Raw genomic sequence first — 25717 nt, 5'->3', positions numbered from 1 at the left:
AGAACTTATTTGTTATTAGTATGTTAAATGTGGAGGGTGGGTTACTGAACCCAGTCCATTTGATAGCCCCGTTTGGTTTTACGCTTCATTAAATCCTCAATCAGCGGGGTTAAAATCAGCTCCATTGCCAGACCCATTTTTCCACCCGGCACTACCAGCGTATTAATACGCGACATAAACGCACCGTCGATCATTTGCAGTAAATACGGGAAGTTTACGTTTTTCATTTCGCGTCGAAAACGCACCACTACAAAGCTCTCATCTTGAGTGGGGATTTCCCGCGCACTGAATGGGTTTGAGGTATCTACAGTAGGCACGCGCTGGAAATTCACGTGAGTACGCGAAAATTGTGGCGTGATATAGTGGAAGTAGTCGTCCAGACCGCGCACGATACTACTCATCACCGCTTCACGGGAATGCCCGCGATCGGTGGTGTCGCGCACAATCTTCTGAATCCACTCCAGGTTTACAATCGGCACCATGCCAACCAGTAAGTCCACATGCTTGGCCACGTTGATATCTTCGGTTTTGACGCCGCCGTGTAACCCTTCATAGAACAACAAATCAGTGCTGGATGGCAATTCCTGCCAGGGCGTAAAGGTACCGGGCATTTGATTGAAAGGCACCGCATCGTCAAAAGTATGCAAGTACTGACGGAATTTACCCGTGCCGTCTTCGCCGTATTGCTGGAATAACGTTTCTAACAAGGCAAAGTCGTTGGCTTTGGGGCCAAAATAGCTAATGTGACGACCTTGCTCTTGGGCTTTGCGAATTTCGACTTCCATTTCCGGGCGGGTAAAGCGATGGAAGCTATCGCCACCCACATAGGCTGCATCAATGCTTAGATTGCGAAAAATGTGTCGAATGGCATTCGTGGTGGTGGTAGTACCCGCACCAGAAGAACCTGTAATCGCTATAATGGGATGTTTAACCGACATGACAATTCTTTATTTAGTGGACGCACGGTAACCGAGAGGAAAACGTCGGGGTGCTGTCTCAGCGCGAGAAAACCAGACCCTAGTTATATGCTGAGCGGACAGAATAATCAAGCGTCATCCACTTTTGATACCGGGTGTGAAACAAGCGAATTGCCACAATGAGGGCAGAAGTTCATACCCTGTGAGCCTGCTAGCTGTCTGGTGTTTTCTACTGCTAGATCGATCAGCAAATTGGCTTGTTCATCGTCTAAATCCAATGCTTCGCGTAATTGGTTTAATCGCCCAAGTTCGTGCGGCGTAAGGCTGCCATCTTCCATCACTTCCAGTACGTGCTTGCGAAAAGTATCGCGACGAACCCGGCTAAGTTCCGACAATCTGGCGGCAAGAATACCCGCAGGAAGAGCGAAAATGCCCACGCCTAAAATAGTGATCACGCCTGAAAATAGTTTACCCAGTGGTGTAACAGGCGTTACATCGCCATAGCCGACAGTGGTGAGCGTGTTAATGGCCCACCACAATGCTGCCGGTATGCTGCCAAAGGCGTCGGGCTGAGCATGTTGTTCAATGTAATACATACCCGTAGCAGACAGCACCATCACAATAATTAAAACTGATACGGCAGCAAACAACACTCTGGCTTCTTTGCGGATAACGGTGAGTAACAAGTTTACTGAGCGGGAGTAGCGTCCCAGCTTGATTAAACGGGTTAAGCGCAGCAAACGCAGAATGCGAAGATCAATCACAAACAACATACTGAGGTAAAACGGCAGGATGGCCAGCAAATCGATTAGTGCCATGGGCGTGAACAGGTAGCGAATACGTTGTTGCCAGGGCTTCACATAGGGCGCTTGCCGGAAAGCACGTGTTTGCGGCGCATGCACGCAACTGATTACTCTGCAAAGGTATTCTACAGTGAATACCACCACTGAAAACACTTCAAACCAATAAAGCGGTACAGCCCATCGTTGATGAAATGGCTCAACCGTAGACATCATGGCCGCAAACGCATTTAGCAAGATAAGGGCAATCAGCAGCAGGTCGAACACGCGACTGGATTTATCACCTTTTTGAGCGGGTTCTAAAATGTGGTACAGGCGTGCCTGAAATGATTGCTGTGACATAGTGCTTCCTCAATGTGCTATTACCTTAGCGCTGGAAGCAACAACATGGCAAGTCATCAGGATGTAAACCTTGATGTGTATTAATTTTTTAGCTGTCTTTGTAATCTTTTCGGATAAGCCGGGACTGTATATCTGAACGCATTTTTTAAAGGACAGATACATGGACGCTTTTGCACAACTATTTACAACGGCCGATCCCTTAACGCTAACCGTGGTGGGAGCATTGGTTGTTTTCACCTGGTTTTTGCCTGCACTGGTGGCACTGCTGTTCAACCGCAAGCAATTTAAATTAATACTCATGGCTTGTGTGCCTGCGGGCTTTTCTCTTATTGCCTGGTCAGGCGTAATGGTTTGGGCGTTAACCGGGAATATGGTGAATCGCTTTCGCAGGAAGCCCGTTGAGGCAGCGTAAACGTTGGCTGATGGGCATTAGATAATATTCTCAGGCCATTGCGAGAAATGGTGCACTTGCTGGAATCATCGATTAAAAACGATGAGTGATTATTAGTGTTAAGGTCGCCAACCCTGAAATGCTTCAAGGTTGGCGTTGCAGAAACACTAGCTGTTTTCGCGAGCAATCGCGCGGTAAGCAATGTCGTTGCGGTAGTATACGTCTTCCCAGTCAATGGCCTTGGTTAACACATAGGCTTGTTGCTGAGCTTCGGTAACTGTGTTCCCTAACGCAGTGGCACACAATACACGTCCGCCGCTGGTAACCACGTCGTCGCCGTTCAGTGCAGTACCCGCGTGGAATACTTTGCCGTCCAGCTTAGCGGCGTCTTCCAGACCACGGATCACTTTGCCTTTGGCATAATCACCCGGGTAACCGCCTGCTGCCAACACCACGCCAACAGATGCACGTGGGTCGAAGTCGATGTGCGTACCGGCCAATTCGCCTTTACAAGCTTTCAGGCACAGCGCAACCAAATCAGATTGCAAACGCAGCATGATGGGCTGAGTTTCTGGATCGCCAAAGCGGCAGTTGTACTCAATCACTTTGGGCGTGCCGTCTTCCATGATCATCAGGCCGGCGTACAAAAAGCCCACGTACGGATAGCCTTCTGCGGCCATGCCAGCAACGGTAGGGTTAATTACTTCGTCCATTACGCGCTGGTGGATTTCAGGCGTCACTACCGGTGCCGGTGAATACGCACCCATGCCGCCGGTATTGGGGCCTGAATCACCATCACCGGCGCGCTTGTGATCCTGACTGGTAGCAAATGCCGCTACGTCTTTACCGTCTACCATCACAATAAACGAGGCTTCTTCGCCGTCCAGGAATTCTTCGATAACGACACGGCTGCCCGCCTCACCAAAGGCGTTGCCAGCCAGCATGTCGCGAATAGCGTCTTCGGCTTCTTGCAGTGTCATTGCTACAATAACGCCTTTGCCAGCAGCCAGGCCGTCGGCTTTTACCACAATCGGTGCGCCTTTTTCACGAACATAAGCTAAAGCCGGCTCGATTTCGGTGAAGTTCTGGTACTCAGCCGTAGGAATATTGTGACGGGCAAGGAAGTCTTTGGTAAACGCTTTTGAGCCTTCCAGCTGAGCGGCGCCTTTGCTTGGACCAAAGATAGTCAGGCCTTCGGCCTGGAACGCATCAACCACACCAATAACCAATGGCGCTTCTGGGCCTACAATGGTTAAATCGATTTGGTTTTCTTTGGCAAACGCGACCAAAGCACTTACGTCAGTGGCAGAGATATCCACGTTAGTGAGGTTGTCTTCAATGGCTGTGCCCGCGTTGCCCGGTGCCACATAGACATCGGTTACACCAGCAGATTGAGACGCTTTCCAGGCTAACGCATGTTCGCGGCCACCGCCGCCAATCACAAGTACCTTCATTGAGTAGATTCCGTTAGTTAATCAGGTTTAACAAATTTCAGGGTCATGCGGTCACTTTCACCAATGGCCATATAATGGGCCTGGTTTTCTTCACCCAAGCGCAACGACGGGGGTAACGTCCATACGCCTTTGGGGTGGTCCGCTGTATCAAGTGGGTTAGCATTTACTTCGCTGCTGGCTACCAGTTTAAAACCGGCTTTTTCGGCCATTTTGATCACGTACGACTGCTTCATGTAGCCCGAAGACTCCATGGTGTCATCGCTGGCAGTCTCTGGTAAGCGGTGATCCACCACGCCTAACATGCCACCAGGTTTCAGTGCATTGTAAAATGCAGTCATGGCATTGAGTACGCCGCTGTCTTTGTCGGCCATATACCAGTTGTGTACGTTTCTGAATGTCAGCACGCGATCGGCTGAGGCGGCTTTCGCTACCGTTAATGCTTTAACCGGGTGAAATGCGGTCAGTTCAATGTTGCTGTAAGGCGGATGATTCGCCATTTTTTCTTTGAACGCCGCCAGTGAGCGCTGGTAGTAATCCGGGCTGCCTTCCTCTACAAAGAAGTGAGCGGCCACCAACTTGCCTTCGTCTTTTAACAGCGGGGCAAGGATATCGGTGTACCAGCCGCCACCCGGGCTGATTTCAACAACCGTCATGGAGGGCTGAATGTCAAAGAAACGCAGAGTTTGCTGAGGGTGACGGTATTCGTCACGCAATTTAGCCTGGGCTGAGCGGTGCTCGCTGGCAGCCGCATCGGCAATGGCATCTGCCTGTGCATTAAATACAGGCACTGACAACAAACTTGCAAGTAACAACAACGCTGATTTACGCATGGGATTTCCTTTCTGTCGTGATTGTGCCGTTAGCCTAACACAGAATATTAACATTCGTGATGTCAGGCTAACGCAAATCATCGCCTAGTGGCGGAAATGACGCATTCCGGTAAATACCATTGCAATGCCGTGCTCGTCGGCTGCGGCAATGACTTCTTCGTCACGCATTGAGCCGCCTGGCTGAATAACGGCCTTAATGCCCGCTGCTGCTGCGGCATCAATACCGTCGCGGAACGGGAAGAAAGCGTCAGACGCCATAACAGAACCGGCTACTTCCAGGCCTTCATCGGCCGCTTTAATACCGGCAATTTTAGCAGAGTAAACACGGCTCATCTGGCCCGCGCCCACGCCAATGGTCATGCTGTCTTTGCAGTAAACGATGGCGTTAGATTTAACGTATTTTGCTACTTTCCAGCAGAACATCAGGTCGCGCAGTTGTGCTTCGGTAGGCTGTACTTTAGTCACAACCTGCAGGTCTTCCATGTCGACCATGCCGAAGTCGCGTTCCTGAATCAGTAAGCCGCCGTTAACGCGTTTAAAGTCGTAGCCGTCGGTAAGCTGACCCTGCCAGTCGCCGCACACAAGCAGACGCACGTTCTTTTTGGTTGCAACAATGTCAACCGCTTGTTCAGTTACGCTTGGCGCAATGATCACTTCAACAAACTGACGGTCGATAATGGCTTGTGCAGTAGTGGCATCCAGTTCGCGGTTAAAGGCGATAATGCCGCCAAACGCAGAAGTTGGGTCGGTTTTGAATGCGCGATCGTAAGCTTCCAGGATGTTTTCACCCAGCGCCACACCACAAGGGTTGGCGTGCTTCACAATAACACAGGCCGGTTCAACGAACTCTTTCACGCACTCAAGTGCAGCGTCAGTGTCGGCGATATTGTTGAACGACAGTTCCTTACCGTTTAATTGAATAGCAGTAGCAACGGAGGCTTCCTGAATGTTGTTTTCAACGTAAAACGCCGCAGACTGGTGGCTGTTTTCGCCATAACGCAGGTCTTGCTTTTTGGTCATTTGTACGTTGTAAGTACGCGGGAATTCGCTGTGATCGTGACCGCAGTCATCCGCGCAATCGGTTGATTCCAGACGTGCGCCAAAGTAGTTGGCGATCATGCCGTCGTACTCAGCGGTGTGTTCAAAGGCTTTAATCGCCAGGTCGAAACGGGTGTTGTAAGTGAGTGAGCCAGCATTGCCTGCCATTTCGGCTAATACGCGGGCGTAGTCGCCAGCGTTAACCACAATGGTGACGTCTTTGTGGTTTTTCGCGGCTGCGCGCACCATAGTTGGACCGCCGATATCGATGTTTTCAATGGCGTCTTCCAGTGTGCAGTCTTCTTTAGCAACGGTGGCAGCAAACGGATACAGGTTAACCGCAACCAAGTCGATAGGACCGATGTTGTTTTCGGCCATTACTGCTTCGTCGGTGCCGCGACGCGCCAGAATACCACCGTGGATTTTCGGGTGAAGGGTTTTCACGCGTCCGTCCATAATTTCCGGGTGACCGGTGTAATTTGATACTTCAATAACAGGCAGGCCCTGCTCGGCCAGCAGTTTGGCAGTGCCGCCAGTAGACAACAGTTCTACGCCTGCATCGTGAAGGGCTTTGGCGAACTCAACAATGCCGGTCTTGTCTGACACACTTAACAGTGCGCGTTTAATCGGTTTTGGTGTATCCATAGTGGTATCTTGCTTCGACGGAGGTTAATCAAAAGGGTTGTTCTGTTGCCTGACATCTATCCTTGTATGTAACGCAGTAAGTGTTGCAAACCGCCAGGACTTTGGCCTACTGCGTGAAAACAAAAAGAGCACCGGAAGGTGCTCTTAAGTGGGCTAAGCCCAGTGCAGTCTTAGTTCATACCGTACTGCTTTAATTTTTTGCGCAGTGTACCACGGTTGATACCCATCATGATGGCAGCGCGAGTTTGGTTGCCGCGGGTGAAAGTCATAACTTCTTCCAGTAATGGAGCTTCGACTTCCGCCAATACCAATTCGTACAGGTTGTCGATATTGGTGTTGTCCAGTTGCTTCAGGTATTTGTTAACCGCTTGCTTTACTGAATCACGCAGTGGTTTTTGTGCCTGAGTTTGCGATGGCGTTGTTACTGTAGTAGTAAAAGGAGAAGTTACATTTTGATCGAACATAATACTTTCTTGCTCTTTTGTTAATCAGTCTTAAGCTGCCGGGGAGATCTGTCGGCTCTCACCAGTTTGCAGCGCGTTAAAATAGTCGTCTACCGCACTAAGCTGTTCACAGGCCAGCTCCAGTGCATTAAACGTTTGACGGAATTGACGTTCCTTATCGTGTTCCGATAAATACCACCCCACGTGTTTGCGGGCGATACGGACACCTTGTTCATCACCATAAAAATCATGAACAGCTGCCACGTGTTCCTTTAATACCGCATGTTGCTCCTGCAACGACGGCGGTGCCAGAAGGTCGCCGGTTTTCAGAAAGTGGTCGATTTCTCTGAAAATCCATGGATTACCTTGTGCACCACGGCCAATCATCAATGCATCGGCTCCGGTATAGTCCAGTACGTCCCTGGCTTTTTGCGGTGAAGTAATGTCGCCATTGGCAACAACCGGAATTGACACAACCTGCTTAATTGCGCGGATCGTGCTGTATTCGGCTTCACCCTTATACATACAAGCTCTGGTGCGTCCATGTACGGCCAGCGACTGTATGCCGTTTTCCTGTGCAATGCGGGCTATATCTACCCCATTGCGATTATCTGTGTCCCAACCGGTCCGTATTTTTAACGTAACCGGTACATCCACGGCGTTAACCACGGCTTTAACAATCGACTCTACTAAATCCGGGTACTGTAACAATGCCGAACCAGCGTGTTTTTTGTTCACCTTTTTTGCCGGGCATCCCATGTTGATGTCGATGATTTGCGCACCGTTATCCACATTGAGCCTGGCGGCGTCGGCCATTAACTCAGGGTCCGCTCCTGCAATTTGCACCGAGCGTACCCCTGTTTCACCACTGTGATCCATGCGAAGCATAGACTTTGCGGTGTGCCAAACTTTTGGATTACTGCTGAGCATTTCTGATACAGCGAGCCCCGCCCCCAGCCTGCGGCACAGCTGCCTGAACGGCCTGTCTGTGACACCAGCCATTGGCGCAAGCATTAAGTTGTTGTCTAGCGTGTACTGACCAATTCGCATGAATAACACTCAAACTTTGCGCAGAAAATAACCAGTTGTCCGAAAGGGGCGCTAAGTGTACGCGTTTTCTTTGAGCTTGAAAAGGCTAAAAATCACACAAAATTTGTGTTCTTAGTCTTGACAAAAAGATTTCAATTTTGTGGCAAAGGGGTTACAGCAGGATTACACCGAACTGCTAGCAATTAATTTACAGAATCTTAAAGATTATGCTTTGCGTTGCCCTGAAACCCGCGCCCATTCTTGATCTGTTACACTTGCGTGCAAATTAAAATCACGCCCGTAGGCGGCTTCAATGCGCGGAATTTGCTCAGCAAGAATGCCCGAAAGCACCAACAGACCGCCGGGTTTACAGTAGCTTGTAATCACGTCCTGAAGTTCAATGAGCGGGCCGGAAAGTATGTTTGCCATGACCACATCGGCTTGCAGTGTGGGTTGGTCTTCAGGCAGATAAACCGCTAAACGGTCTTCTACCTGATTGCGCTGGGCATTGTCCATGGATGCTTGTAATGCTTGCGGGTCGATATCAATACCAATTACGTTTTTGGCACCCAGTTTAAGTGCGGCGATGGCCAGAATGCCTGAACCGCAACCAAAGTCGACAACGGTTTTGTCTGCTACGTCCACACCGTCCAGCCAGCGCAAACACATGGCCGTAGTGGGATGGGTACCAGTGCCAAACGCCAGTCCCGGATCCAGCATTACGTTAACTGCGTTGGGATCGGGAACGTCACGCCAGCTTGGGCATATCCACAGGCGGTTGCCAAACTGCATGGGGTGGAAGTTATCCATCCATTCGCGTTCCCAGTCTTTATCTTCCAGTGGCTCCAGACTGTACTTGAAGCCTTTGCCCAGCACACGTGCTTTTTCCAGGTTTTTAATAATGGTAGGCATGTCGTCGGTGGCTTCAAATAGTCCAACTACCTGAGTATCTGGCCACAACATCACTTCTCCGGGCTTGGGCTCGTACATTGGCGTGTCTTTGGCGTCTACAAAAGTGACTGCCTGAGCGCCGTTAGCGCTCATCATATTTCCTACTTGTTCTGCCAGTTTTGCTGAAGTGTCGATTTTAAGTTGTAGCCAGGGCATGAGGATCTCGTGTGCAAAATTTGCCGACAGTTTACCAGTAAAGCGCATACTCCCCAACACGCAATACACTTGTGCACTTATGGTATATGATGATTTTACGCAGACTGAGGAAGCATCATGAAACACAAAGGTATTATTTTTGCGTTAACGTCCATGCTAACGTTCGCGCTTTTGTCCTGCGCTACGCCGGGTTCTATGCAAGTGGAGTCCAGATGGCTGGACGCAACGGCAACCGAGCAACTGGTGGCAATGGAAAACGGCTTGCTGTCTTCTGAAACATTGGTTGTCGGGTATCTGGCACGCATTGAACGTCTGGATAAAAATGGCCCCATGTTAAACAGTGTATTGTCGCTCAACCCGAATGCCCTGGCAGAAGCTAAGGCACTTGATGGTATGCGCGCAAAGGGAGAGCTGAAAGGGCCGTTACATGGCGTGGTGGTATTGCTCAAAGACAATATCGAGTCGAAAGAACTGCCTACCACAGCGGGCTCATTGGCGCTGCTCAATAACCACACTTATCGCGATTCACCGTTGGTAAGCCAGTTACGCAACGCCGGTGCAGTGATTTTAGGTAAAACGAATTTGTCAGAGTGGGCAAATTTTCGCTCCGAAAAGTCATCAAGTGGCTGGAGTGCCGTGGGTGGCTTAACCCGTAATCCTCATATGCTGAATCGCACTGCCTGTGGATCTTCGTCTGGCTCAGGGGTAGCCATTGCAGCAGGACTCGCGTCCTTGGCAGTGGGCACCGAAACCAACGGTTCGATTATTTGTCCTTCTTCCATGAATGGCATTGTGGGCTTTAAGCCTACCGTTGGTCTGGTGTCGCGCTCTCACATTGTGCCTATTTCTCCTACACAGGATACTGCCGGGCCCATGGTACGTAGTGTGGAAGACGCAGCATTAATGGTGTCGGTTATGGCAGGTGTCGACCCTGCAGATCCGGTAACCACCTATGCCAACCGTCCGGATAGCAACACACTCGCTCAATCTGCTATTAGTCTTGCCGGTCTTCGCGTGGGCGTGGTTCGATGGCGGCAAGGGGATGACGCTGACATTATTCAGTTGTTCGATAAAACGGTTACTGCACTTAGTGCTGCTGGCGCAACCGTAGTTGAGATAAGCGAACACACTCAACCAGACGATTTTTGGAAACAGTCGTATTTTGTGCTGCTGGCAGAGTTTAAAACCGCATTGAATCAGTATTTGTTGCAGAGCCCTGCGTCGTTGCCCGTGTCTAATTTGTCAGAGTTAATTGGCTTTAATAACGCGTCTGTGCGCGAAATGGTATTGTTCGATCAATCTATCTTTGTGCTATCTGACAATACTCAGGGCATGAATGACGACAACTATGCCGAGGCATTGAATACGGTTAGAGCGGCGACACGCGAGAATGGTATTGATGCGTTACTTACCCGGAATAATGTAGACGTATTGATTGCGCCTTCAAATAATCCAGCGTTTTTAATTGATGCAGTGTACGGTGACAACGCACCGAACGGCTATGTTGGCATCGGTTATATGGCGGCCATTGCTGGCTACCCTCATCTCACATTGCCAATGGGCGCTGTTCGGGATTTGCCAGTGGGATTGAGCATTATTGGTGCGCAGTGGGATGATGCCAGGGTGCTGGCAGTTGGGAAATCCGTACAGGCAATCCTGCCTTCTCGTATCATCCCGGTTTTTTACACAACCCGTTTTGATGCGCCGTCACTGAATAAGGCAGCCGAGCCTTACAAATAGGGGCTGTTAAATAACAAAAAAGCGGCAACGTAAAGTGCCGCTTTTTGTTGTGTTGACCAGTGATTAACCAGGCTTTTTCACCCAGGCACTGCACCAGCCATTAGCGTTAACTTGTTTGCCGGGGAATATTGCACATGGACGCCATTCAGCGGCTGCATCACCTTGTACGTACATGCAGTTGCCGCATTGTGCACCATCAACAGCGGATTTACTTACGTACTTTAGCGCCTTGGCAGTGGCGTCATCTTCACTCAAATGTTCCTGAGCGTTTGCACGCAATGCAACGCCACCTAATGTCATTCCAATCAGTGTCGTGCCTGACAGTTTAAGAAAGTCGCGACGGTTGACAGATTTCATAAAAACTTACTCCAGCATGTAAACGAGAATGATTCTTTTTTATCCGGTGCCTAAAACAACAAAACCTGCCATGGGCAGGTCTTTAGAGAGTGTTAAACACCGACAAGTTCATCAATGTATTTTAACTGTTTATACTTATACGCGCCTTTTTTGGATCTACCAATAACAAAACTGCCAACTATTGATCTGAATTAAATAATTTAATCGGGGTGGGCATTTTGTCGGGCTTGGCATAAGCCATTTTGGCGATAGGTATCACCTTGTGATAAGTATCGAGACCACTTACACAGGTTAATGATAGCTGACTAATATCTACCGTGCCATCGTCCTCAACGGCGTTGTTGTCTACCCATACCTGCTCAATTCGGCCGATAACCAGCTCGGTATTGTTGGCATCCAGTCGCTGAATATCTTCAACTCGCAGCGCTACCCGCATCGGACTTTCTGCCACAAACGGCGCTGTAAAATCACCATGCCAACACGGTGTAAAACCACAGTGATCGAATTCACTCTGCTGGGGCGTATATCTGGCTGAGGTTTGATGTGCCTGTTCAAACATCGAAACCGGCACGGCATTAATTGTATAAACGCCCTGCTCCTTAATGTTGGATAGCGTATCGCGGGTGACGGAATGTGGTCGCATTAGCATACCCATGAGGGGCGGATTGGCACCGACATGGAACACCGAGGAGACGATGGCCAGGTTAGTGTTGCGATTTGCATCACACGTGCCGATCAGATTTGCACTTTTATAGCCGGACAAGCTGTTAATAAAATTGGCGCGAAAGCGCTGTGGCATGTTGTCTATTGCGTCAGTGTCGAATAAATGAGTCACAAAAACAGGTTCCTGGGTGAAATGGGTTATTCATTTTCTACGTCAGCGTGCACATAAATCTCGCCGTCGTTTTGGGTAACGGTAACCACTATGGGTTGGCAGCAGATCTGGCAGTCCACTATCTGGGTTTGGTCGATGTCATATACTTCGTCAACTTCCAAATCGTTGATTGTCATGCAATAGGGGCATTCAAAGGTGGTGGCGTTGGTTAAACTCATTGGTGGCCTGTTATCGCGTTGATGTGTGGTTTGTACGTCAGAACAGAGAAGTTGGATTGCTTGAAATTGAAGAATCAGAAAACAGGTCTTTGTGCCTGCTGCGGCAGAATGACCTATCTAACCTTTCATCATCTTATCCCGCGAAAGATGCACCGCCGCGCTCACTTTAAAAAACATTACAGCAAAGAAGCACTGGCAAGTGGCGTAATGATTTGCAGGCAATGCCACAATGGTATTCACCGGTTTTACAGCGAGAGCGAATTGGCAAAGCAGCGCCATACATTGTCGTTATTACTCAGTGATCCAGCGTTATCAGAATATTTTGCCTGGGTAGGCCGTCAAAAAGTGAAGGTTTGTCGCAATGAATAAACTGCTGTATATTTATACATGTTATGTGGTTAGCGGACTCAATCATGCGTAAAACACTGCCAGAGCGATATTACCTGGATCATTTTTATGAATTCCTGAGCTTCTTTGATGGCGCCAATAAGGTGTTGTTAAGCGATGATGCGCAGGCGTTTATAGAGCGGTTTCGCGCACTTGATGACAACGCACAGTGTATTGTTGCCCGGGCAGCCAACCGAAAATACGCTGTAGTGGTGGTAAAAACCTTTGGTTACGACGAAATACACGCCCCTTTTGACGCCCTGTTCAGCCTGAAAAGCACCGGCTGGTTTGGCGATGTGTTAACAGCCAGCGTGCACGACATCACACAGGTCATGACAAAGAGCGATCTACTGTATTTGCTGTTGTTAAATGGGTATAAGGTGCCGGCCTCAGCACCCAAAAATGTGTTGGTGGACACATTTTCAGATGCGTATTTAAATGGCCATATTGTTGAAACCGGAGACCTGGCAACTCAGTATTTGTATTGTGAGTTTGATCAGGTTTTGCGGTATTTATTGTTTTTGTATTTCGGTCACTCCAGAGGGCGCCTTAATCAGTTCTCGATGCGTGACCTGGGGGTAATGCGAACTCGCCAGGACGCGATAGCCGACTCGGCGCGTTTTGAACATCGGGAAGCGGCGTTGAATGCATTTTATTACGCTAATGCGTTAAGGCAATTTTCGTTATTCGATGAAGCGCAAAAACAAGCTTTCAGCCCGCATACAGACAAGCCCGTATTCTGTGCGATTGGCCATGATTATCGCGACAGGTTGCTGTATGCATTAGGGCAGTTCTGGCTCAGTAAAGATGCATCTAAAGCGCTGGCGTATCTGTATCAGGCGGGCAGCGATAATGCCCGGGAAAAATGGATCCGGGAAACCTACAAAACGGGCGACAAAGCAGCCGCGCAAGCTGCCCTTGAGCGCATTATCGATGATCCGTCTTCTGATACGTTACTGGCCTTTGCCGAAGATTTTTATCAACGCAAGTTTGGCAGTAAACGCACGTCGGTACTGACTGATATGCTGCGGGATGCTACCCAGTCTATCTCCTTGGATGAGTCGTACATTCAGGACGTGGAAAATGGTGTAATTGACTCATACCAAAAGAAACAGGCACAGGCTTTTCGCACTGAAAATACGTTGTGGCGAACGCTGTTTGGTCTGGTTTTTTGGGATTGGTTACATGGTGAGTTTGGGGTGATAAGCGAATTTGATCGTCGGCCACAGGTGTTAAGGCACAATGACTTTTATGCCCGCTTTGGCGATCAAATTGACTTACACCTGGAGACGTATTGTAAGGATGTGAAAAAACTGAATCAGTATCTGCTTAAACAAGCCACCACTCATTACGGCAAAGTAAATAGTGTGTTCATGTGGCGGCAGGGTTTACTGGATACTATTCAACGCTTTTTGCAGTTTACCGAGGTGTCTAAACTCGCCAGGTTCTTGCGCCTGATGACACAGGATTATGCCAACTTGCGGGATGGGTTTCCCGATATCATGGTGATCGAAGACGGCGTACTGCGATTTGAAGAAATTAAAGCGCCAGGTGATCAATTGCGGCGTAATCAGCTTGTTACTATTCAACGTTTAAAGCAAGCCGGGTTTAACGTCAATATCACCCAGGTGAACTGGTATCAGGATCCTATGCAGCCCTATGTGGTTGTGGATATCGAAACCACCGGTGGGCAAGCACCACAGCATAGAATTACCGAAGTGGGCATGGTTAAGATAGTTAATGGCCAGGAAGTGGCGCGTTGGCAAAGTTTGATCAATCCGGGTCGGCATATTCCCTACCGGATCACTCAGCTAACCGGGATCAGCGACGATATGGTAGCGGATGCGCCCACCTTTGAAGCTGTGGCAGATGATATTGATGCCTTTACTCATGGTTGTGTGTTTGTGGCGCATAATGTGAATTTTGACTATGGTTTTATCAAGCAGGAATTCGCCAGGCTGGAGCGTTCATTCAGACGCCCCAAATTGTGTACTTGCGCGAGAATGCGTCAGCATAGATCCGGATTGCCTTCTTATTCGTTAAAAGCATTAACGGAACATTTCGGGATTCGGCTCGACAATCACCATAGGGCATTGGACGACGCGCTGGCCGCTGCTGAGCTGCTGAAAATTATTCAGGGCGAAGTCGAGTGAGTTTCGTAACCCCTTCATATCGAATAATTACCGCCCAAATTTCTAAATTATTAATTTTATTAATATAAATAATATTTTTTTAATAATTAAAAAAAATAAAATTATTTTTTGATCTATTTGCACCTTGTGACCATACTAACTATGCACTGTTGAAAGTGTGTACGCGTTCTTGCTGTTTGGCCCACCTAATGTGGGCCTTTTTTTTGCCTTCGAACATGCCCATTTTTTGAAACCCTGTCACATTTCAGTTCTTAGAGTTAGCTTAATACCAATTCGCATAGAAGTTTGCTCACTCAGCAGCACTGGCAGGCTTTTTAGCTAGGCTTGGTTGCACAGGTTTGGTGGTTCCAAATCAAGCAAGCGTAACAACGCTAAAAAGTCTGCCAGTGTTGCCCATAGGGAGTGGCCAAAACGACTTACATCTGTGTTGCGCCCTCTGGACATAGAATGACTATGCCACAGAGAACGCGTCGTGATCTAAGTCGTTTTGACTCACTCTGAGAGGGCAAACTTCTATGCGAATTGGTATAAGATTATTTATGCTAAATATTGGTCAAATTAACCAGTATTTAGTTTTGGTTTGTTTTTGCTCAATGCCAATAATTCCTTGATTTGATGTAACTTGTTGTTAATTAAATAAAATAAAAGTTGGCACTGTGGTTGCTCTAGCTTAGTGGACTCTCCCCGTTAAATGGAACTAAAGGAAAAAACGATGAAAGCTATTGCAAAAGTATTGATGATTGTTGGTGTTAGTGTTGCTGGTATGGGCTTAGCACAAGCGGAAACACAATTGGTTGCTGCTGACAGTGCGGTAACCAGTGATATCTGTGTTGTGGCTGCTGAAGGTAACAAAATGAAGCTGCATAAAGCCATTAAAGATGCCGGTCTGACACGTAACTATGTGGCAAGTAATGTACAGTGCAACGACATGCCAATTGTTGAGTTTGTTGAACAATATGGTGAGAACGTTGCCAGCATTAACCGTTACATTACTGCAGGTGAGTATACTGGCCAGCTGATTTCGCAAATTACTGCGAAGTAAGTCTGCGTGTCTGAAAACAGCGTCCCGTATAAAAGCTGTATACGGGACCGTTGTTACAGATCTCTACTTAATTTTCTGTCGTTGACGTATCAAACACCTGTACGGCAATTTCGGGCTCTTCGACAAAAAACACCCCTTTATTGGGTATGTATTCAAACGCCGGGACAGCGGAATCACTTGCCGCCTCCGTTAAATAAACCGTCCAGTATTCAACGTGTGGCGTACTCTTGTCTTTGTAAAAACCCACGCCGATATACTGCTGCTCGCGATAAAAATCCAGCTCTCCTAACAAATGTTGGCGATGGCTTGTGGAGTGTTTAAACGCATCCCACACAGACTCTGCCGTTGAATAGCCTCCCGCAATCGCCTCAACTTGATTACCCATTACACCGCTATAGTAATGAGGGATAGGAAAACCTATTTCCCTAAGTCTGCCGTTAGGGCTGCCGCCTAAATTATGTCTTACCATACCGTAATCAGCCATGGTACGGGCTTTGTCTTCAGCCGCTTGTGCTAATAACGGGTGACAAGTAATGTGTGAACGTTGTTGATGCGTGTCCTGCATAATTAATGCAGCCAGCCTGCGCGCAGTTTCATTAAATCCACAGGCGTTGTCATTGTTGTCAGCTGCCTGTAACGGACTACTCAAACCAATCGCTAAAGTTAACGTTAGTAAATTTCCTGCTTTACACAGCGTCATGTCAGAACTTCCTTTTTATCCCTAATAACAATCGCTTAGTGTTACCTACCACATCAACACGGGAGAACCAGTCTAATCCTCCAATATTGAGATTGCCACTAATCACTACAGAACCACCGTGCCCAGTGCCAAGGTAATCTTCAGTAAGCTCAGCCCTGAAGCCAAACCCCTCACTAACGTACGCATAGAATGCATGAAGATCAAGGCTATAACCCTGAACAGAGAACGCTGTTTCGGTGCCAATAACCAGTTTGTTTTGCGCTTCATCAACGCGCCTTACGTACTCTATAGACCAAGTCTGCTCTCCACTTTGTGCGTAGCGCCATTCGCCTCGAATATAATTTCCGGCGGTGATGCGTTCGACACCCAGTTCAAAAGCATGTTTTTCGTTAAGGCTAGCCGAGTATTCTAACTCAAAATAATTCAGGTCATTTTGAACAGACAAAGCCTTATTGGGGTCGGTGTTGCTTAAATTACCCGTAACAAACTCAATTTTATGGTTGGGTTGCAAACTGGTGACGTACCTAACACCCTGAATCCAACCATCTTTAGACAAACCGGTTGAAGATACCCTCCCCTTGTAGGTTGGAATAACGCCAAACTCTACTTTTCCACCTTCAAAACTGTGTGTTACATAAAAGCGCCGTACTGCCAATTCCTGGGAGTCAGACTCACCAAACGTATTGTGACTGGAAGCGAAATCATCTCCTGTTACCACAAAACTATTCAGATTCCAGTTTTCACTGAGGGTAATTTGAGGGTAGTAACGCAGCCGATACTGAACCCGGTCGTCGCGATTTGATCGATTGTCGTAACGGATCTGTGCGTCTATGCGGTGGTCGTAAGTCACTTGAGAGTGGGCCTGCCAGCTGACCGTAATTGCAGTGATGAAAAAGGCGCTTGTCAGGCTAATCTGAAAGATGGATTTACTCAATTTGTGAATTCACACTAAGGCTGTTGGCATCAAGTGTATGTAATTGCTTCGGTCTGCGTCAAAGATGTTAAGAAGAATAAAGAAAAAAGCCGGCAAAATGCCGGCCAAACAAGTGGAGAAGTACCTTTAGATAAAGGTATTCAGATGTAGTTAAGCATGGGTCACATTATGCTCTAAACGTCTGAACAGGAAGTTAGACTTAAGTTTAACCTCTTGGTTCCACTATAAAAGCTAAAAAACACAAATGATAATTAATATTATTAATTGAACTGATTGAAAAAACAGAACAAGCCGTTTTATGTGGCATTTCAGACACAAAAAAGGGCTTCATTGCGAAGCCCTTAATATCAAATACCAACTGGATGGGATTAGTACAATCCCAGCTTTTTCTCCAGATAGTGGATATTGGTTCCACCGGCATAGAAGTTTTCGTCGGCCATAATGCGCTTTTGCAGAGGGATGTTAGTTTTAATACCATCCACTACCAGCTCATCCAACGCATGACGCATACGGGCAATCGCTTCATCACGGCTCTCGCCGTAGGTGATCAGTTTGCCAATCATGGAGTCGTAATACGGTGGTACTGAGTAGCCCGCATAAATGTGTGAATCCCAACGCACGCCTAAGCCACCAGGCGAATGGAACATGTTGATTTTACCTGGGCTGGGAATGAAGTTGTCTGGATCTTCTGCGTTGATACGGCATTCAATTGCGTGACCACGGATCTGGATTTGAGACTGATCGATTGACAATGGCTGACCAGCGGCAATACGCAACTGCTCTTTAACCAGGTCAACGCCAGTGATCATTTCAGACACCGGGTGTTCAACCTGAATACGGGTGTTCATCTCAATGAAATAGAACTCGCCGTTTTCATACAGGAACTCGAACGTACCGGCACCGCGATAACCAATTTCAATACAGGCTTTACGACAGCGATCGCCAATTTTGTTACGCATTTGCTCAGAAATACCCGGTGCAGGTGCTTCTTCAACCACTTTCTGGTGACGACGCTGCATAGAACAGTCTCGCTCACCTAGGTGAATTGCATTGCCCTGACCATCGGCTAAAACCTGAATCTCAACGTGACGTGGGTTTTCAAGGAATTTCTCCATGTACACTACGTCGTTACCAAATGCTGCACCTGCTTCCGCTTTGGTGGTTACGATAGATTTGATCAGTTCAGCTTCGCTGCGCACAACGCGCATGCCCCGGCCACCGCCGCCGCCAGCCGCTTTTACGATGATTGGGTAACCAATGCGCTTAGCAATGGCTTTGTTGCGATCTTCGTCGGCAGACAGCGGGCCATCAGATCCCGGCACACAAGGTACACCGGCTTTCTTCATGGCGTTAATGGCTGACACTTTGTCACCCATCAGATTGATGGTGTCAGCGCGTGGGCCGATAAAGATAAAGCCGCTTTTCTCAACTGCGTCAGCAAATTCCGCGTTTTCCGCCAGAAACCCGTAACCCGGGTGTATTGCAATCGAGTTGGTTACTTCAGCCGCTGCAATAATACGAGGAATGTTCAGGTAGCTCTCAGTCGCCTTTGCACTACCGATACAAATTGATTCGTCTGCCAGCAGTACGTGTTTCAGATTGCGATCGGCTGTTGAGTGCACAGCAACCGTCTTGATACCGAGCTCTTTACAGGCTCGTAATATCCGCAGCGCGATTTCGCCGCGGTTAGCTATGAGTACTTTATCCATGTGTGATTACCGCTTATTCAATAATGAAAAGAGGCTGGTCATACTCTACCGCGTCCTGGTTTTCTACCAGAATGGCTTTAACGACACCGGCTTTATCAGACTCGATTTGGTTCATCATTTTCATGGCTTCAACGATACACAGGGTATCGCCAACATTAACGCTTTGACCTACCTGTACAAATTCTTTTGCAGTAGGCGACGATGCACGGTAGAAAGTACCTACCATCGGCGATTTAACCGTATGGCCTGTAGGCGCAGCTGGCTCTGCTTCTGCAACAGGGGCTGGTGCAGGTGCTACAGGTGCAGCGTGCATTGGTGCATGCATAGGCGCGCTGTAGTGAATAGGCGCAGGCATATGTGAGCTGCCGCGGTGAATGCGCACAGACTCTTCGCCTTCCGTGATTTCCAGTTCGGCAATACCTGACTCTTCGACCAGTTCGATCAGTTTTTTAATCTTTCTAATATCCATAATCTGTCTCTGTTAGTGTTGTTTGTTCAGCATATCGACTGCCGCGTCCACAGCGAAATAGTAGCCTTTGGCACCAAAGCCCACTATTACGCCCGCAGCGATATCGGAGAAATAAGAATGATGTCGGAAAGCCTCTCTGGCATGCACGTTCGACAGGTGCACTTCAATAAAAGGAATGTTCACACCCAGTAATGCGTCGCGTAATGCTACGCTGGTGTGAGTGTAGGCCGCAGGATTAATGATGATAGCGTCTACTTCGCCCATTGCACTGTGAATACGATCGATCAACTCGCTTTCCGAATTTGACTGAAAGTGTGACAGTTCAGCCTGTTTTGATTTGGCATACCCGCTTAATGACGACACAATCTCAGACAGCGTCGTGTATCCGTAAGTTTCGGGTTCCCGTTTGCCCAACAGGTTAAGGTTAGGGCCGTTAATAAGTAGTATTTTCATTAAACTTGCAGTAATCATGCGTCTATTTTCGGTGTATTTGCCATTTATACAGAAAAAGCAAAAAATTAACACCCAAAAACGCGTTCAAATCCGACTTAGTGTAAATTAATCCATGATTATAGTGAATAATCTCAAGTTAGCAGCAAAATACTGGTCTAATCAGGGGAGATTGACACAAAGTTTACGTAAGGATCCTCACTCAATGACCCTGAAACCCTGAAAGTTCTCCACCGATTTTGCTGTATTTGTGTTGCAATAAAATGTTAGACGTTAGTTAGTCAATAAACGTCACAAAAAAGTTCGATGAAAAACAATCAGAGTAAAGTTTGTATCAAATGGCAGGGTATCGATACTTTTCAGGCAAATAAAGGGCTAATACCAATTCGCATAGAAGTTCACCCTCAGGGGGTTGCTGAGAGGGCAAACTTCTATGCGAATTGGTATAAAAGAAACCCGTTATGCAACACCGCAATTTCACCGCATTCTTAAACCTTGTGTTAGTGGTGTTGTAACGATGTTTATCCCAGCTTAACGGTAACCTACAAACGGTTGCCTTTTGCGTTCTTGCGGATGGCTTCGGTAAGTGAAATGGCGATGTCGGGTATTGATAATGTTTGATCTACCGCGCCGCGCTTCACGGCTTCTTTTGGCATGCCATATACCACGCAACTTGCTTCGTCCTGAGCAAACGTCACGGAGCCTTTGTTGTGCATTGCCAGCATGCCATCAGCTCCGTCTTTGCCCATACCCGTAAGAATGACGCCGAACGCATTGTTGCCTACGTTGTCGGCAAGACTCTGAAATAGAACGTCTACTGACGGCTTGTGCCCGCTTACACGTTCGCCATCAGTAAGTTGGGTACGGAAATCAGCGCCGTATTTAATCACACTTAGATGGCGGTCACCTGGCGCCAAATAAGCGTGACCAGGCAGTAAGCGCTCGTTGTGTTGCGCTTCTTTTACCGTTAGCGCACACATGCTGTTAAGTCGCTTGGCAAAGCTACTGGTAAAACCGGGGGGCATATGTTGTGTCATTACTATGGCCGGGAATGAGGCGGGCAATCGAATCAGTAAGTCTTTTATTGCTTCGGTACCGCCGGTGCTTGCCCCAACGCCAACGATCAGTTCGGTACCGGTATAGCTCAGTTGCGTCTGGGTTACGCTTTGATTAAGGACGCGTTTTGCCACTTTGGCGCTGGCTGCGGCAATAATTTTACTGGTTACCGTTTCCTGAAAGGCCATAAACTTTGCCTGAACATCAATTTTAGGCTTCGGAATAAAATCAATAGCACCCAGCTCCAGAGCCAGCATAGTGGCATCCGCCCCTTTTTCCGTTAGCGTAGAAATCATAACCACTGGTGTGGGTTTAGCTTTCATCAAGCGATCCAGAAAGGTCAGTCCGTCGACTTTGGGCATTTCGATGTCCAGCGTAATCACATCCGGGTTAAACTTTTTTACCATTTCCTTGGCAACATAGGCATCAGGGGCAGTGCCAACCAGCCTGAGCTGAGGGTGCGAAGAGATGATCTGTGTCATCAGTGAACGGATCAGGGCGGAGTCATCTACAACTAAAACGGATATACTCATAAGGATCACTCAAAAAAATCAACATCACCGGCAATCGGACTGTCTTTAATACGCATGCGGTATTCACTTTCACGGTCAAGAATGGTGTTGTTGTGCATAATTTTAATTTTTCGCACTCTAACCTCGCCCGTATCTGGAAAAAAATAGACTTTCCGGGGATACGGACCAAGCAGATCCCTGGCCAAAATAGGGATTTTTTCTACCTGCAGGTAGTCGAGTACAAATTCGCTGTTGCGCTCGCCAACATTGTTAATGGTAATGCCTTGCAGCACATTCCCCCCGCCAAATACCTTTGCCTCAAGCCTTGACTTGGCTGCCCCCAGTTTTAAAAGATCGTTGATTAGCAGCTCCATAGCAAAAGAACCATAGCGCGCAGATGCATTTAAGCCGTCGGCGGGTGCCAAATCGTCGCTGGGTAACAGAAAGTGGTTCATGCCGCCAATATTGGTGATCGGGTCACGCAGGCATACTGACACACAGGAACCCAGCACTGTTACAATCATGGTAGGTTCACGGGTAGCAAAATACTCGCCTGGTAAAATCTTAACCGCTTCCCGGTCAAAATGCCGGTCGAAGTAGCGATTTGGGATAGGGGCCAGCGGAAGCGTGGTCATTTCGTATCCCTTCACACAACCTGATAGATGGTTTTACCCATCGGGCGCATCAAATTGGCCAGGTGTGAAAAGTTCTCTGAATGGCCGGCAATGTACCAGCCTTTTGGATTTAGCAAGGCGAGCATGCGTTTTACTATCGCTTCCTGGGTGGGTTTGTCGAAGTAAATCATTACATTCCGGCAAAAAATGATATCGACGCCGGGTTTCACTTTGTAGTGACTGTTCAACAAATTCTCCTGGAAAAAACGGATGTGGGTGCGCAATTCGGGAATGACGCGGGCAAAACCACTGTTGGCCCCTTTGCCTTTATGGAAAAACTGTTTTCTTCGGTTTAGGTTGAGTTTTTCAACATGACCGATAGGAAATACACCGGCCTGAGCCTTTTCAAGCATTTTGCTGTCGATGTCGGAAGCTAAAATCGTCACGTTATGCTTGAGGCTTCCGCGTGCTTCTGCGCAGGTCATGGCGATGGAATAAGCTTCCTCTCCGCTGCTGCATGCTGCACACCATATTGTAATTGCTCCCGGATGCGACTCCAGATACGTCGCTAACGCCTCAAAGTGATGTGCTTCGCGAAAAAACGACGTTAAGTTAGTTGTTAGCGCATTAATAAAATGTTCGGTTTCTTCCTTATTGGTATCCAGAAAGGCAAGATACTGTTGAAACGACGTGTGTCCGAGCGCGCGCAGCCGCCGGGAGAGGCGGCTGTACACCATGCTGTCTTTGCTATCGGCCAGATTAATACCCGTTAACTGGCGTATTTTCTGACGGACAGCCTCGAATTCCTTGTTGCTGTATGCGAAAGGCCTGTCCATTTGTTACTCCCGCGCTCAGCTGTTAAAAACTCTCCCATTCGTCATCTTCAGGTTTAGAAGCCTGCAGTGATTTCCTGGAAGCACTGGCCAACGATTTCGCAGAGACTTTGGGCTTTGCGAGCGATGCAATGCGAGCTGGCGGAGGCATAGATGCACTCTCCTGTGTATGCCCAAGTTCGAAGAAGTTTACTCTTGAGATAAGCTGCGCTGCTTGCGAGGTCATACTCTCGGCTGCCGCTGCTGCTTCTTCTACCAACGCTGCGTTTTGCTGGGTCATTTCGTCCATTTGCGTAACTGCTTTGTTGATTTCATCTATACCACTGGCTTGCTCGGCCGATGCTGACGCAATCTCAGACATAATGTCATTTACACGTTGAATGGCCGTAACAATTTCCTGCATGGTTTTGCCTGATTGATTCACCAGTGCATTACCGCTTTCAACCTTGGTTACGGAGTCTGAAATCAGATCCTTGATGTCCTTTGCTGCATTGGCTGAGCGTTGTGCCAGGGTGCGCACCTCCGATGCAACGACTGCAAAGCCTCTGCCTTGTTCACCTGCCCTTGCTGCCTCTACTGCGGCATTCAGTGCCAGAATATTGGTTTGGAAAGCAATACCGTCGATAACACCAATAATATCTTCGATTTTCTTGGCCGACTGATTGATGTCTGCCATGGTACCCACCACCTGCTCAATGAGTTTGCCGCCATCAATGGCAACTCGTGAAGCCTCAGAAGCCAGTCCGTTAGCTTGCTTCGCATTGTCGGCGTTGAGCTGAACCGTGCTGGTGAGCTCTTCCATACTCGACGCCGTTTCTTCGAGGCTGGACGCTTGTTGTTCGGTGCGCGTTGACAGGTCGGTGTTACCTTTGGCAATTTCAGCCGAGGCGTTGTTAATTGTTTCGGAACCCGCGCGTATTTCGTGAATGATGTTCGTGAGGTTAGATACAAACTCGTTCACCGATGTGGCAAGTTGTTTGAACTCGCCTTCGTATTCGCGTTCCAGTCTTGTGGTGAGGTTACCCTTCGATAGCATCAGCATGATGTCGCATATGTCGTTAACGGCCATCTTGCGTCCGGTAATGTCGGTAGCATACTTCACCACTTTAAATACCCGGCCATTGTGATCGATAATCGGACTATAAGTAGCCTGAATCCACACTTCCTTACCACCATTACCGATGCGATGAAACTCGCCAGACTGGAACTGTCCGTCGTTGAGTTGTTCCCAGAATAAGCGATACTCGCTGCTGGCGCGTTGCGCAGGGTCGATAAACATACTGTGATGTTTTCCCTGGATGTCTTTCAAGCTGTAACCCATGGTATTCAGGAAGTTATCGTTTGCGGTGACGATTTTGCCAGAGGGTTCAAATTCGATCACAGCCTGCGACTGATTAATAGCATTAATTTGGCCTGAAAAATACGCGTTGCGAAGCTTGTCTTCGGTGATATCAACGGCGTACTTAACCACGCGGGTTACTTTGCCATTGCCAGCCGTAACGGGGTTGTACGACGCCTGGACCCATACCTCATTACCGCCTTTATCAAACCGTAAATATTCACCGCTAAAGAATTCGCCTTTAGCCAGCTTTGCCCAAAACTCCTTGTACTCGGCGGACTGCGCATAGTCATTGGCGACAAATATTTTGTGGTGCTTGCCAATAATGTCGCTTTCGTCGTACCCCATGAGGGTAAGAAAGTTTTCGTTGGCTGCGACTATTTCGCCATTAGGCCGGAACTCAATGACACCCTGGCTGCGGTCAAGGGCGGCCAGTTTGTTAGAAGACAAATTGAATTGTGTTTTGTCTACCCACTCTACAATGGCGCCATCGGGGGTGCCTTGGGCATCCAGCAACGGGGTGAGCTTCAGGTCGAAGTTAACATCCCCAACGACAATAGAAGATTCCATTGGCGCCGTAAGCTCGGCTAAGATCCGTCGCTGATGGGCAGGATTTCTATGGAACTGGTCGATATTCTGACCCACCAGATTATCGGCCGAAAAGTGTGGCAACACCGTCCGGATTTCATCTTCGTAATTCTTCAGCAAATGATAAACGGCGGGGTTTGCATAGATGATATTTCGGTTTTTATCCGCCACCATTACACCAGAAGAAATGGCTCCCAACGCAATTTCATAAAAAGCCGGTGTTTTGGGTGCTGGGGCGCTGCCGCCGCCAAATAGATCGCGTAAGTTCATACTGAGCCCTCGTTCTGCTGATTCATGCTGTCGAATATGCCGATTTCCTCACTGGTAATCAGCCGCTCGATATTGACCAGAATAACTAATCCATCATCCACGCTGGCCAAGCCGTCTAAGTAACGGCTGTCAAAAGCAACCCCAAACTCAGGTGGCGGATGTACTTCATCTTCTGTGACATTGATAACGTCGGAGACGCTATCGACTACTATGCCAACAATGCGATCCTTTACATTGAGCATGATGACAATAGTAAATTCATTATAGGTCGCTTCACTGACCTTAAATTTCACGCGCAAATCGACAATTGGCACAATGTCGCCGCGCAGGTTAATAACCCCTTTGATAAAACTGGGCGCGTTGGCAATTTTCGTTACAGGTTCATAGCCGCGAATTTCCTTTACCTGGATAATTGCCAGGCCGTACTGTTCTTCACCCAGCATGAAAGTCAGATATTCTTTGCTGTCGCCCATAGACGTTGCATGCAATTTTTCCTTCGATGACAATGATTCCAT

Annotated in this window: 26 protein-coding genes; 5 read left to right on the top strand and 21 right to left on the bottom strand. The window is 48.0% G+C overall.

From position 1 onward, the window contains the following. Positions 1-41 precede the first annotated feature (41 nt). Together FJ444_RS08520 and FJ444_RS08515 are read right to left on the bottom strand one after the other, a co-directional pair. Positions 42-938, bottom strand: coding sequence for a phosphoribulokinase (locus tag FJ444_RS08520; protein ID WP_140957805.1), 897 nt, complete (start codon positions 936-938; stop codon positions 42-44). A 107-nt stretch (positions 939-1045) separates the two neighbouring features. Next, on the bottom strand, positions 1046-2059 hold the full coding sequence (locus FJ444_RS08515; protein WP_140957804.1) for a potassium channel family protein: 1014 nt from the start codon (positions 2057-2059) through the stop codon (positions 1046-1048). Positions 2060-2219: 160 nt separating this feature from the next. On the opposite strand from FJ444_RS08515, the gene FJ444_RS08510 reads away from it, so the two are divergent. Next, the gene (locus FJ444_RS08510) at positions 2220-2471 is read left to right on the top strand and encodes a superinfection immunity protein (protein ID WP_140957803.1); all 252 of its coding nucleotides are present in this window, start codon (positions 2220-2222) and stop codon (positions 2469-2471) included. A gap of 146 nt (positions 2472-2617) precedes the next feature. Here FJ444_RS08510 and purD read toward each other — a convergent pair whose 3' ends face one another. The 6 genes from purD to prmA all read right to left on the bottom strand — a co-directional run bounded on the left by purD (position 2618) and on the right by prmA (position 8996). Next, entirely contained in the window at positions 2618-3904 is a 1287-nt protein-coding gene (gene purD / locus FJ444_RS08505) for a phosphoribosylamine--glycine ligase (protein WP_140957802.1), read from the bottom strand. A 17-nt stretch (positions 3905-3921) separates the two neighbouring features. Beyond that, entirely contained in the window at positions 3922-4734 is an 813-nt protein-coding gene (locus FJ444_RS08500; protein ID WP_140957801.1) for a class I SAM-dependent methyltransferase, read from the bottom strand. An 84-nt stretch (positions 4735-4818) separates the two neighbouring features. Next, positions 4819-6417, bottom strand: a complete 1599-nt coding sequence (gene purH / locus FJ444_RS08495) for a bifunctional phosphoribosylaminoimidazolecarboxamide formyltransferase/IMP cyclohydrolase (RefSeq protein ID WP_140957800.1) — start codon at positions 6415-6417, stop codon at positions 4819-4821. 170 nt (positions 6418-6587) lie between these two features. Further along, positions 6588-6881 carry a DNA-binding transcriptional regulator Fis gene (gene fis / locus FJ444_RS08490; RefSeq protein WP_073317897.1) on the bottom strand — a complete coding sequence of 98 codons (294 nt, stop codon included), beginning with the start codon at positions 6879-6881 and terminating at the stop codon, positions 6588-6590. Positions 6882-6911: 30 nt separating this feature from the next. Then, entirely contained in the window at positions 6912-7910 is a 999-nt protein-coding gene (dusB, locus tag FJ444_RS08485; RefSeq protein WP_140957799.1) for a tRNA dihydrouridine synthase DusB, read from the bottom strand. Between the two features lie 204 nt (positions 7911-8114). Continuing rightward, the gene (gene prmA, locus FJ444_RS08480; protein WP_140957798.1) at positions 8115-8996 is read right to left on the bottom strand and encodes a 50S ribosomal protein L11 methyltransferase; all 882 of its coding nucleotides are present in this window, start codon (positions 8994-8996) and stop codon (positions 8115-8117) included. A gap of 117 nt (positions 8997-9113) precedes the next feature. Between prmA and FJ444_RS08475 the strand changes: the two genes are divergently transcribed. Beyond that, complete coding sequence (locus FJ444_RS08475) at positions 9114-10736, top strand: amidase (RefSeq protein ID WP_255439085.1); 1623 nt, start codon at positions 9114-9116, stop codon at positions 10734-10736. A gap of 63 nt (positions 10737-10799) precedes the next feature. Here FJ444_RS08475 and FJ444_RS08470 read toward each other — a convergent pair whose 3' ends face one another. From FJ444_RS08470 to FJ444_RS08460, 3 genes are all read right to left on the bottom strand, one after another. After that, the gene (locus FJ444_RS08470) at positions 10800-11093 is read right to left on the bottom strand and encodes a high-potential iron-sulfur protein (RefSeq protein ID WP_140957797.1); all 294 of its coding nucleotides are present in this window, start codon (positions 11091-11093) and stop codon (positions 10800-10802) included. Between the two features lie 178 nt (positions 11094-11271). Next, positions 11272-11928, bottom strand: coding sequence for a flavin reductase family protein (locus tag FJ444_RS08465; RefSeq protein ID WP_370298025.1), 657 nt, complete (start codon positions 11926-11928; stop codon positions 11272-11274). A gap of 26 nt (positions 11929-11954) precedes the next feature. Beyond that, complete coding sequence (locus tag FJ444_RS08460) at positions 11955-12146, bottom strand: CPXCG motif-containing cysteine-rich protein (protein ID WP_140957796.1); 192 nt, start codon at positions 12144-12146, stop codon at positions 11955-11957. Positions 12147-12254: 108 nt separating this feature from the next. Here FJ444_RS08460 and FJ444_RS08455 point away from each other — a divergent pair, with 108 nt between their 5' ends. The 3 genes from FJ444_RS08455 to FJ444_RS08445 all read left to right on the top strand — a co-directional run bounded on the left by FJ444_RS08455 (position 12255) and on the right by FJ444_RS08445 (position 15728). Further along, positions 12255-12515 (top strand): hypothetical protein, encoded by a 261-nt coding sequence (locus FJ444_RS08455; RefSeq protein WP_181405106.1) that lies wholly within the window; start codon positions 12255-12257, stop codon positions 12513-12515. A gap of 44 nt (positions 12516-12559) precedes the next feature. Continuing rightward, on the top strand, positions 12560-14686 hold the full coding sequence (locus FJ444_RS08450) for an exonuclease domain-containing protein (RefSeq protein WP_140957794.1): 2127 nt from the start codon (positions 12560-12562) through the stop codon (positions 14684-14686). A gap of 712 nt (positions 14687-15398) precedes the next feature. Then, on the top strand, positions 15399-15728 hold the full coding sequence (locus tag FJ444_RS08445) for a DUF3718 domain-containing protein (RefSeq protein WP_181405105.1): 330 nt from the start codon (positions 15399-15401) through the stop codon (positions 15726-15728). A gap of 67 nt (positions 15729-15795) precedes the next feature. Here the strand turns inward: FJ444_RS08445 and FJ444_RS08440 are convergent, their stop codons facing one another. From FJ444_RS08440 to FJ444_RS08395, 10 genes are all read right to left on the bottom strand, one after another. Further along, positions 15796-16428, bottom strand: coding sequence for a CAP domain-containing protein (locus tag FJ444_RS08440; protein WP_181405104.1), 633 nt, complete (start codon positions 16426-16428; stop codon positions 15796-15798). 1 nt (position 16429) lies between these two features. Next, positions 16430-17362, bottom strand: a complete 933-nt coding sequence (locus tag FJ444_RS08435) for a hypothetical protein (RefSeq protein WP_255439084.1) — start codon at positions 17360-17362, stop codon at positions 16430-16432. A 368-nt stretch (positions 17363-17730) separates the two neighbouring features. Continuing rightward, positions 17731-19071 (bottom strand): acetyl-CoA carboxylase biotin carboxylase subunit, encoded by a 1341-nt coding sequence (gene accC, locus FJ444_RS08430; protein WP_140957792.1) that lies wholly within the window; start codon positions 19069-19071, stop codon positions 17731-17733. Between the two features lie 13 nt (positions 19072-19084). Next, a complete protein-coding gene (gene accB, locus FJ444_RS08425; RefSeq protein ID WP_140957791.1) occupies positions 19085-19540 on the bottom strand; it encodes an acetyl-CoA carboxylase biotin carboxyl carrier protein in 456 nt (151 codons plus the stop codon). A 12-nt stretch (positions 19541-19552) separates the two neighbouring features. Continuing rightward, entirely contained in the window at positions 19553-19993 is a 441-nt protein-coding gene (aroQ, locus tag FJ444_RS08420; protein WP_140957790.1) for a type II 3-dehydroquinate dehydratase, read from the bottom strand. A gap of 539 nt (positions 19994-20532) precedes the next feature. Next, positions 20533-21579, bottom strand: coding sequence for a chemotaxis response regulator protein-glutamate methylesterase (locus FJ444_RS08415; RefSeq protein WP_140957789.1), 1047 nt, complete (start codon positions 21577-21579; stop codon positions 20533-20535). 5 nt (positions 21580-21584) lie between these two features. Next, positions 21585-22193, bottom strand: coding sequence for a chemoreceptor glutamine deamidase CheD (cheD, locus tag FJ444_RS08410; RefSeq protein ID WP_140957788.1), 609 nt, complete (start codon positions 22191-22193; stop codon positions 21585-21587). 11 nt (positions 22194-22204) lie between these two features. Beyond that, on the bottom strand, positions 22205-23008 hold the full coding sequence (locus tag FJ444_RS08405; protein WP_140957787.1) for a protein-glutamate O-methyltransferase CheR: 804 nt from the start codon (positions 23006-23008) through the stop codon (positions 22205-22207). Between the two features lie 22 nt (positions 23009-23030). After that, a complete protein-coding gene (locus FJ444_RS08400; RefSeq protein WP_140957786.1) occupies positions 23031-25202 on the bottom strand; it encodes a methyl-accepting chemotaxis protein in 2172 nt (723 codons plus the stop codon). Then, complete coding sequence (locus FJ444_RS08395; RefSeq protein WP_140957785.1) at positions 25199-25717, bottom strand: chemotaxis protein CheW; 519 nt, start codon at positions 25715-25717, stop codon at positions 25199-25201. Before FJ444_RS08395 ends, FJ444_RS08400 begins: the two co-directional genes overlap by 4 nt.

Origin of the sequence: Aestuariibacter sp. GS-14 (assembly GCF_006494365.1) — a bacterium.
GTDB lineage: Bacteria > Pseudomonadota > Gammaproteobacteria > Enterobacterales > Alteromonadaceae > Alteromonas > Alteromonas mangrovi.
The sequence above is the reverse complement of the archived record's forward strand: the minus strand, read 5'-3'. Positions and strand labels throughout refer to the sequence as shown.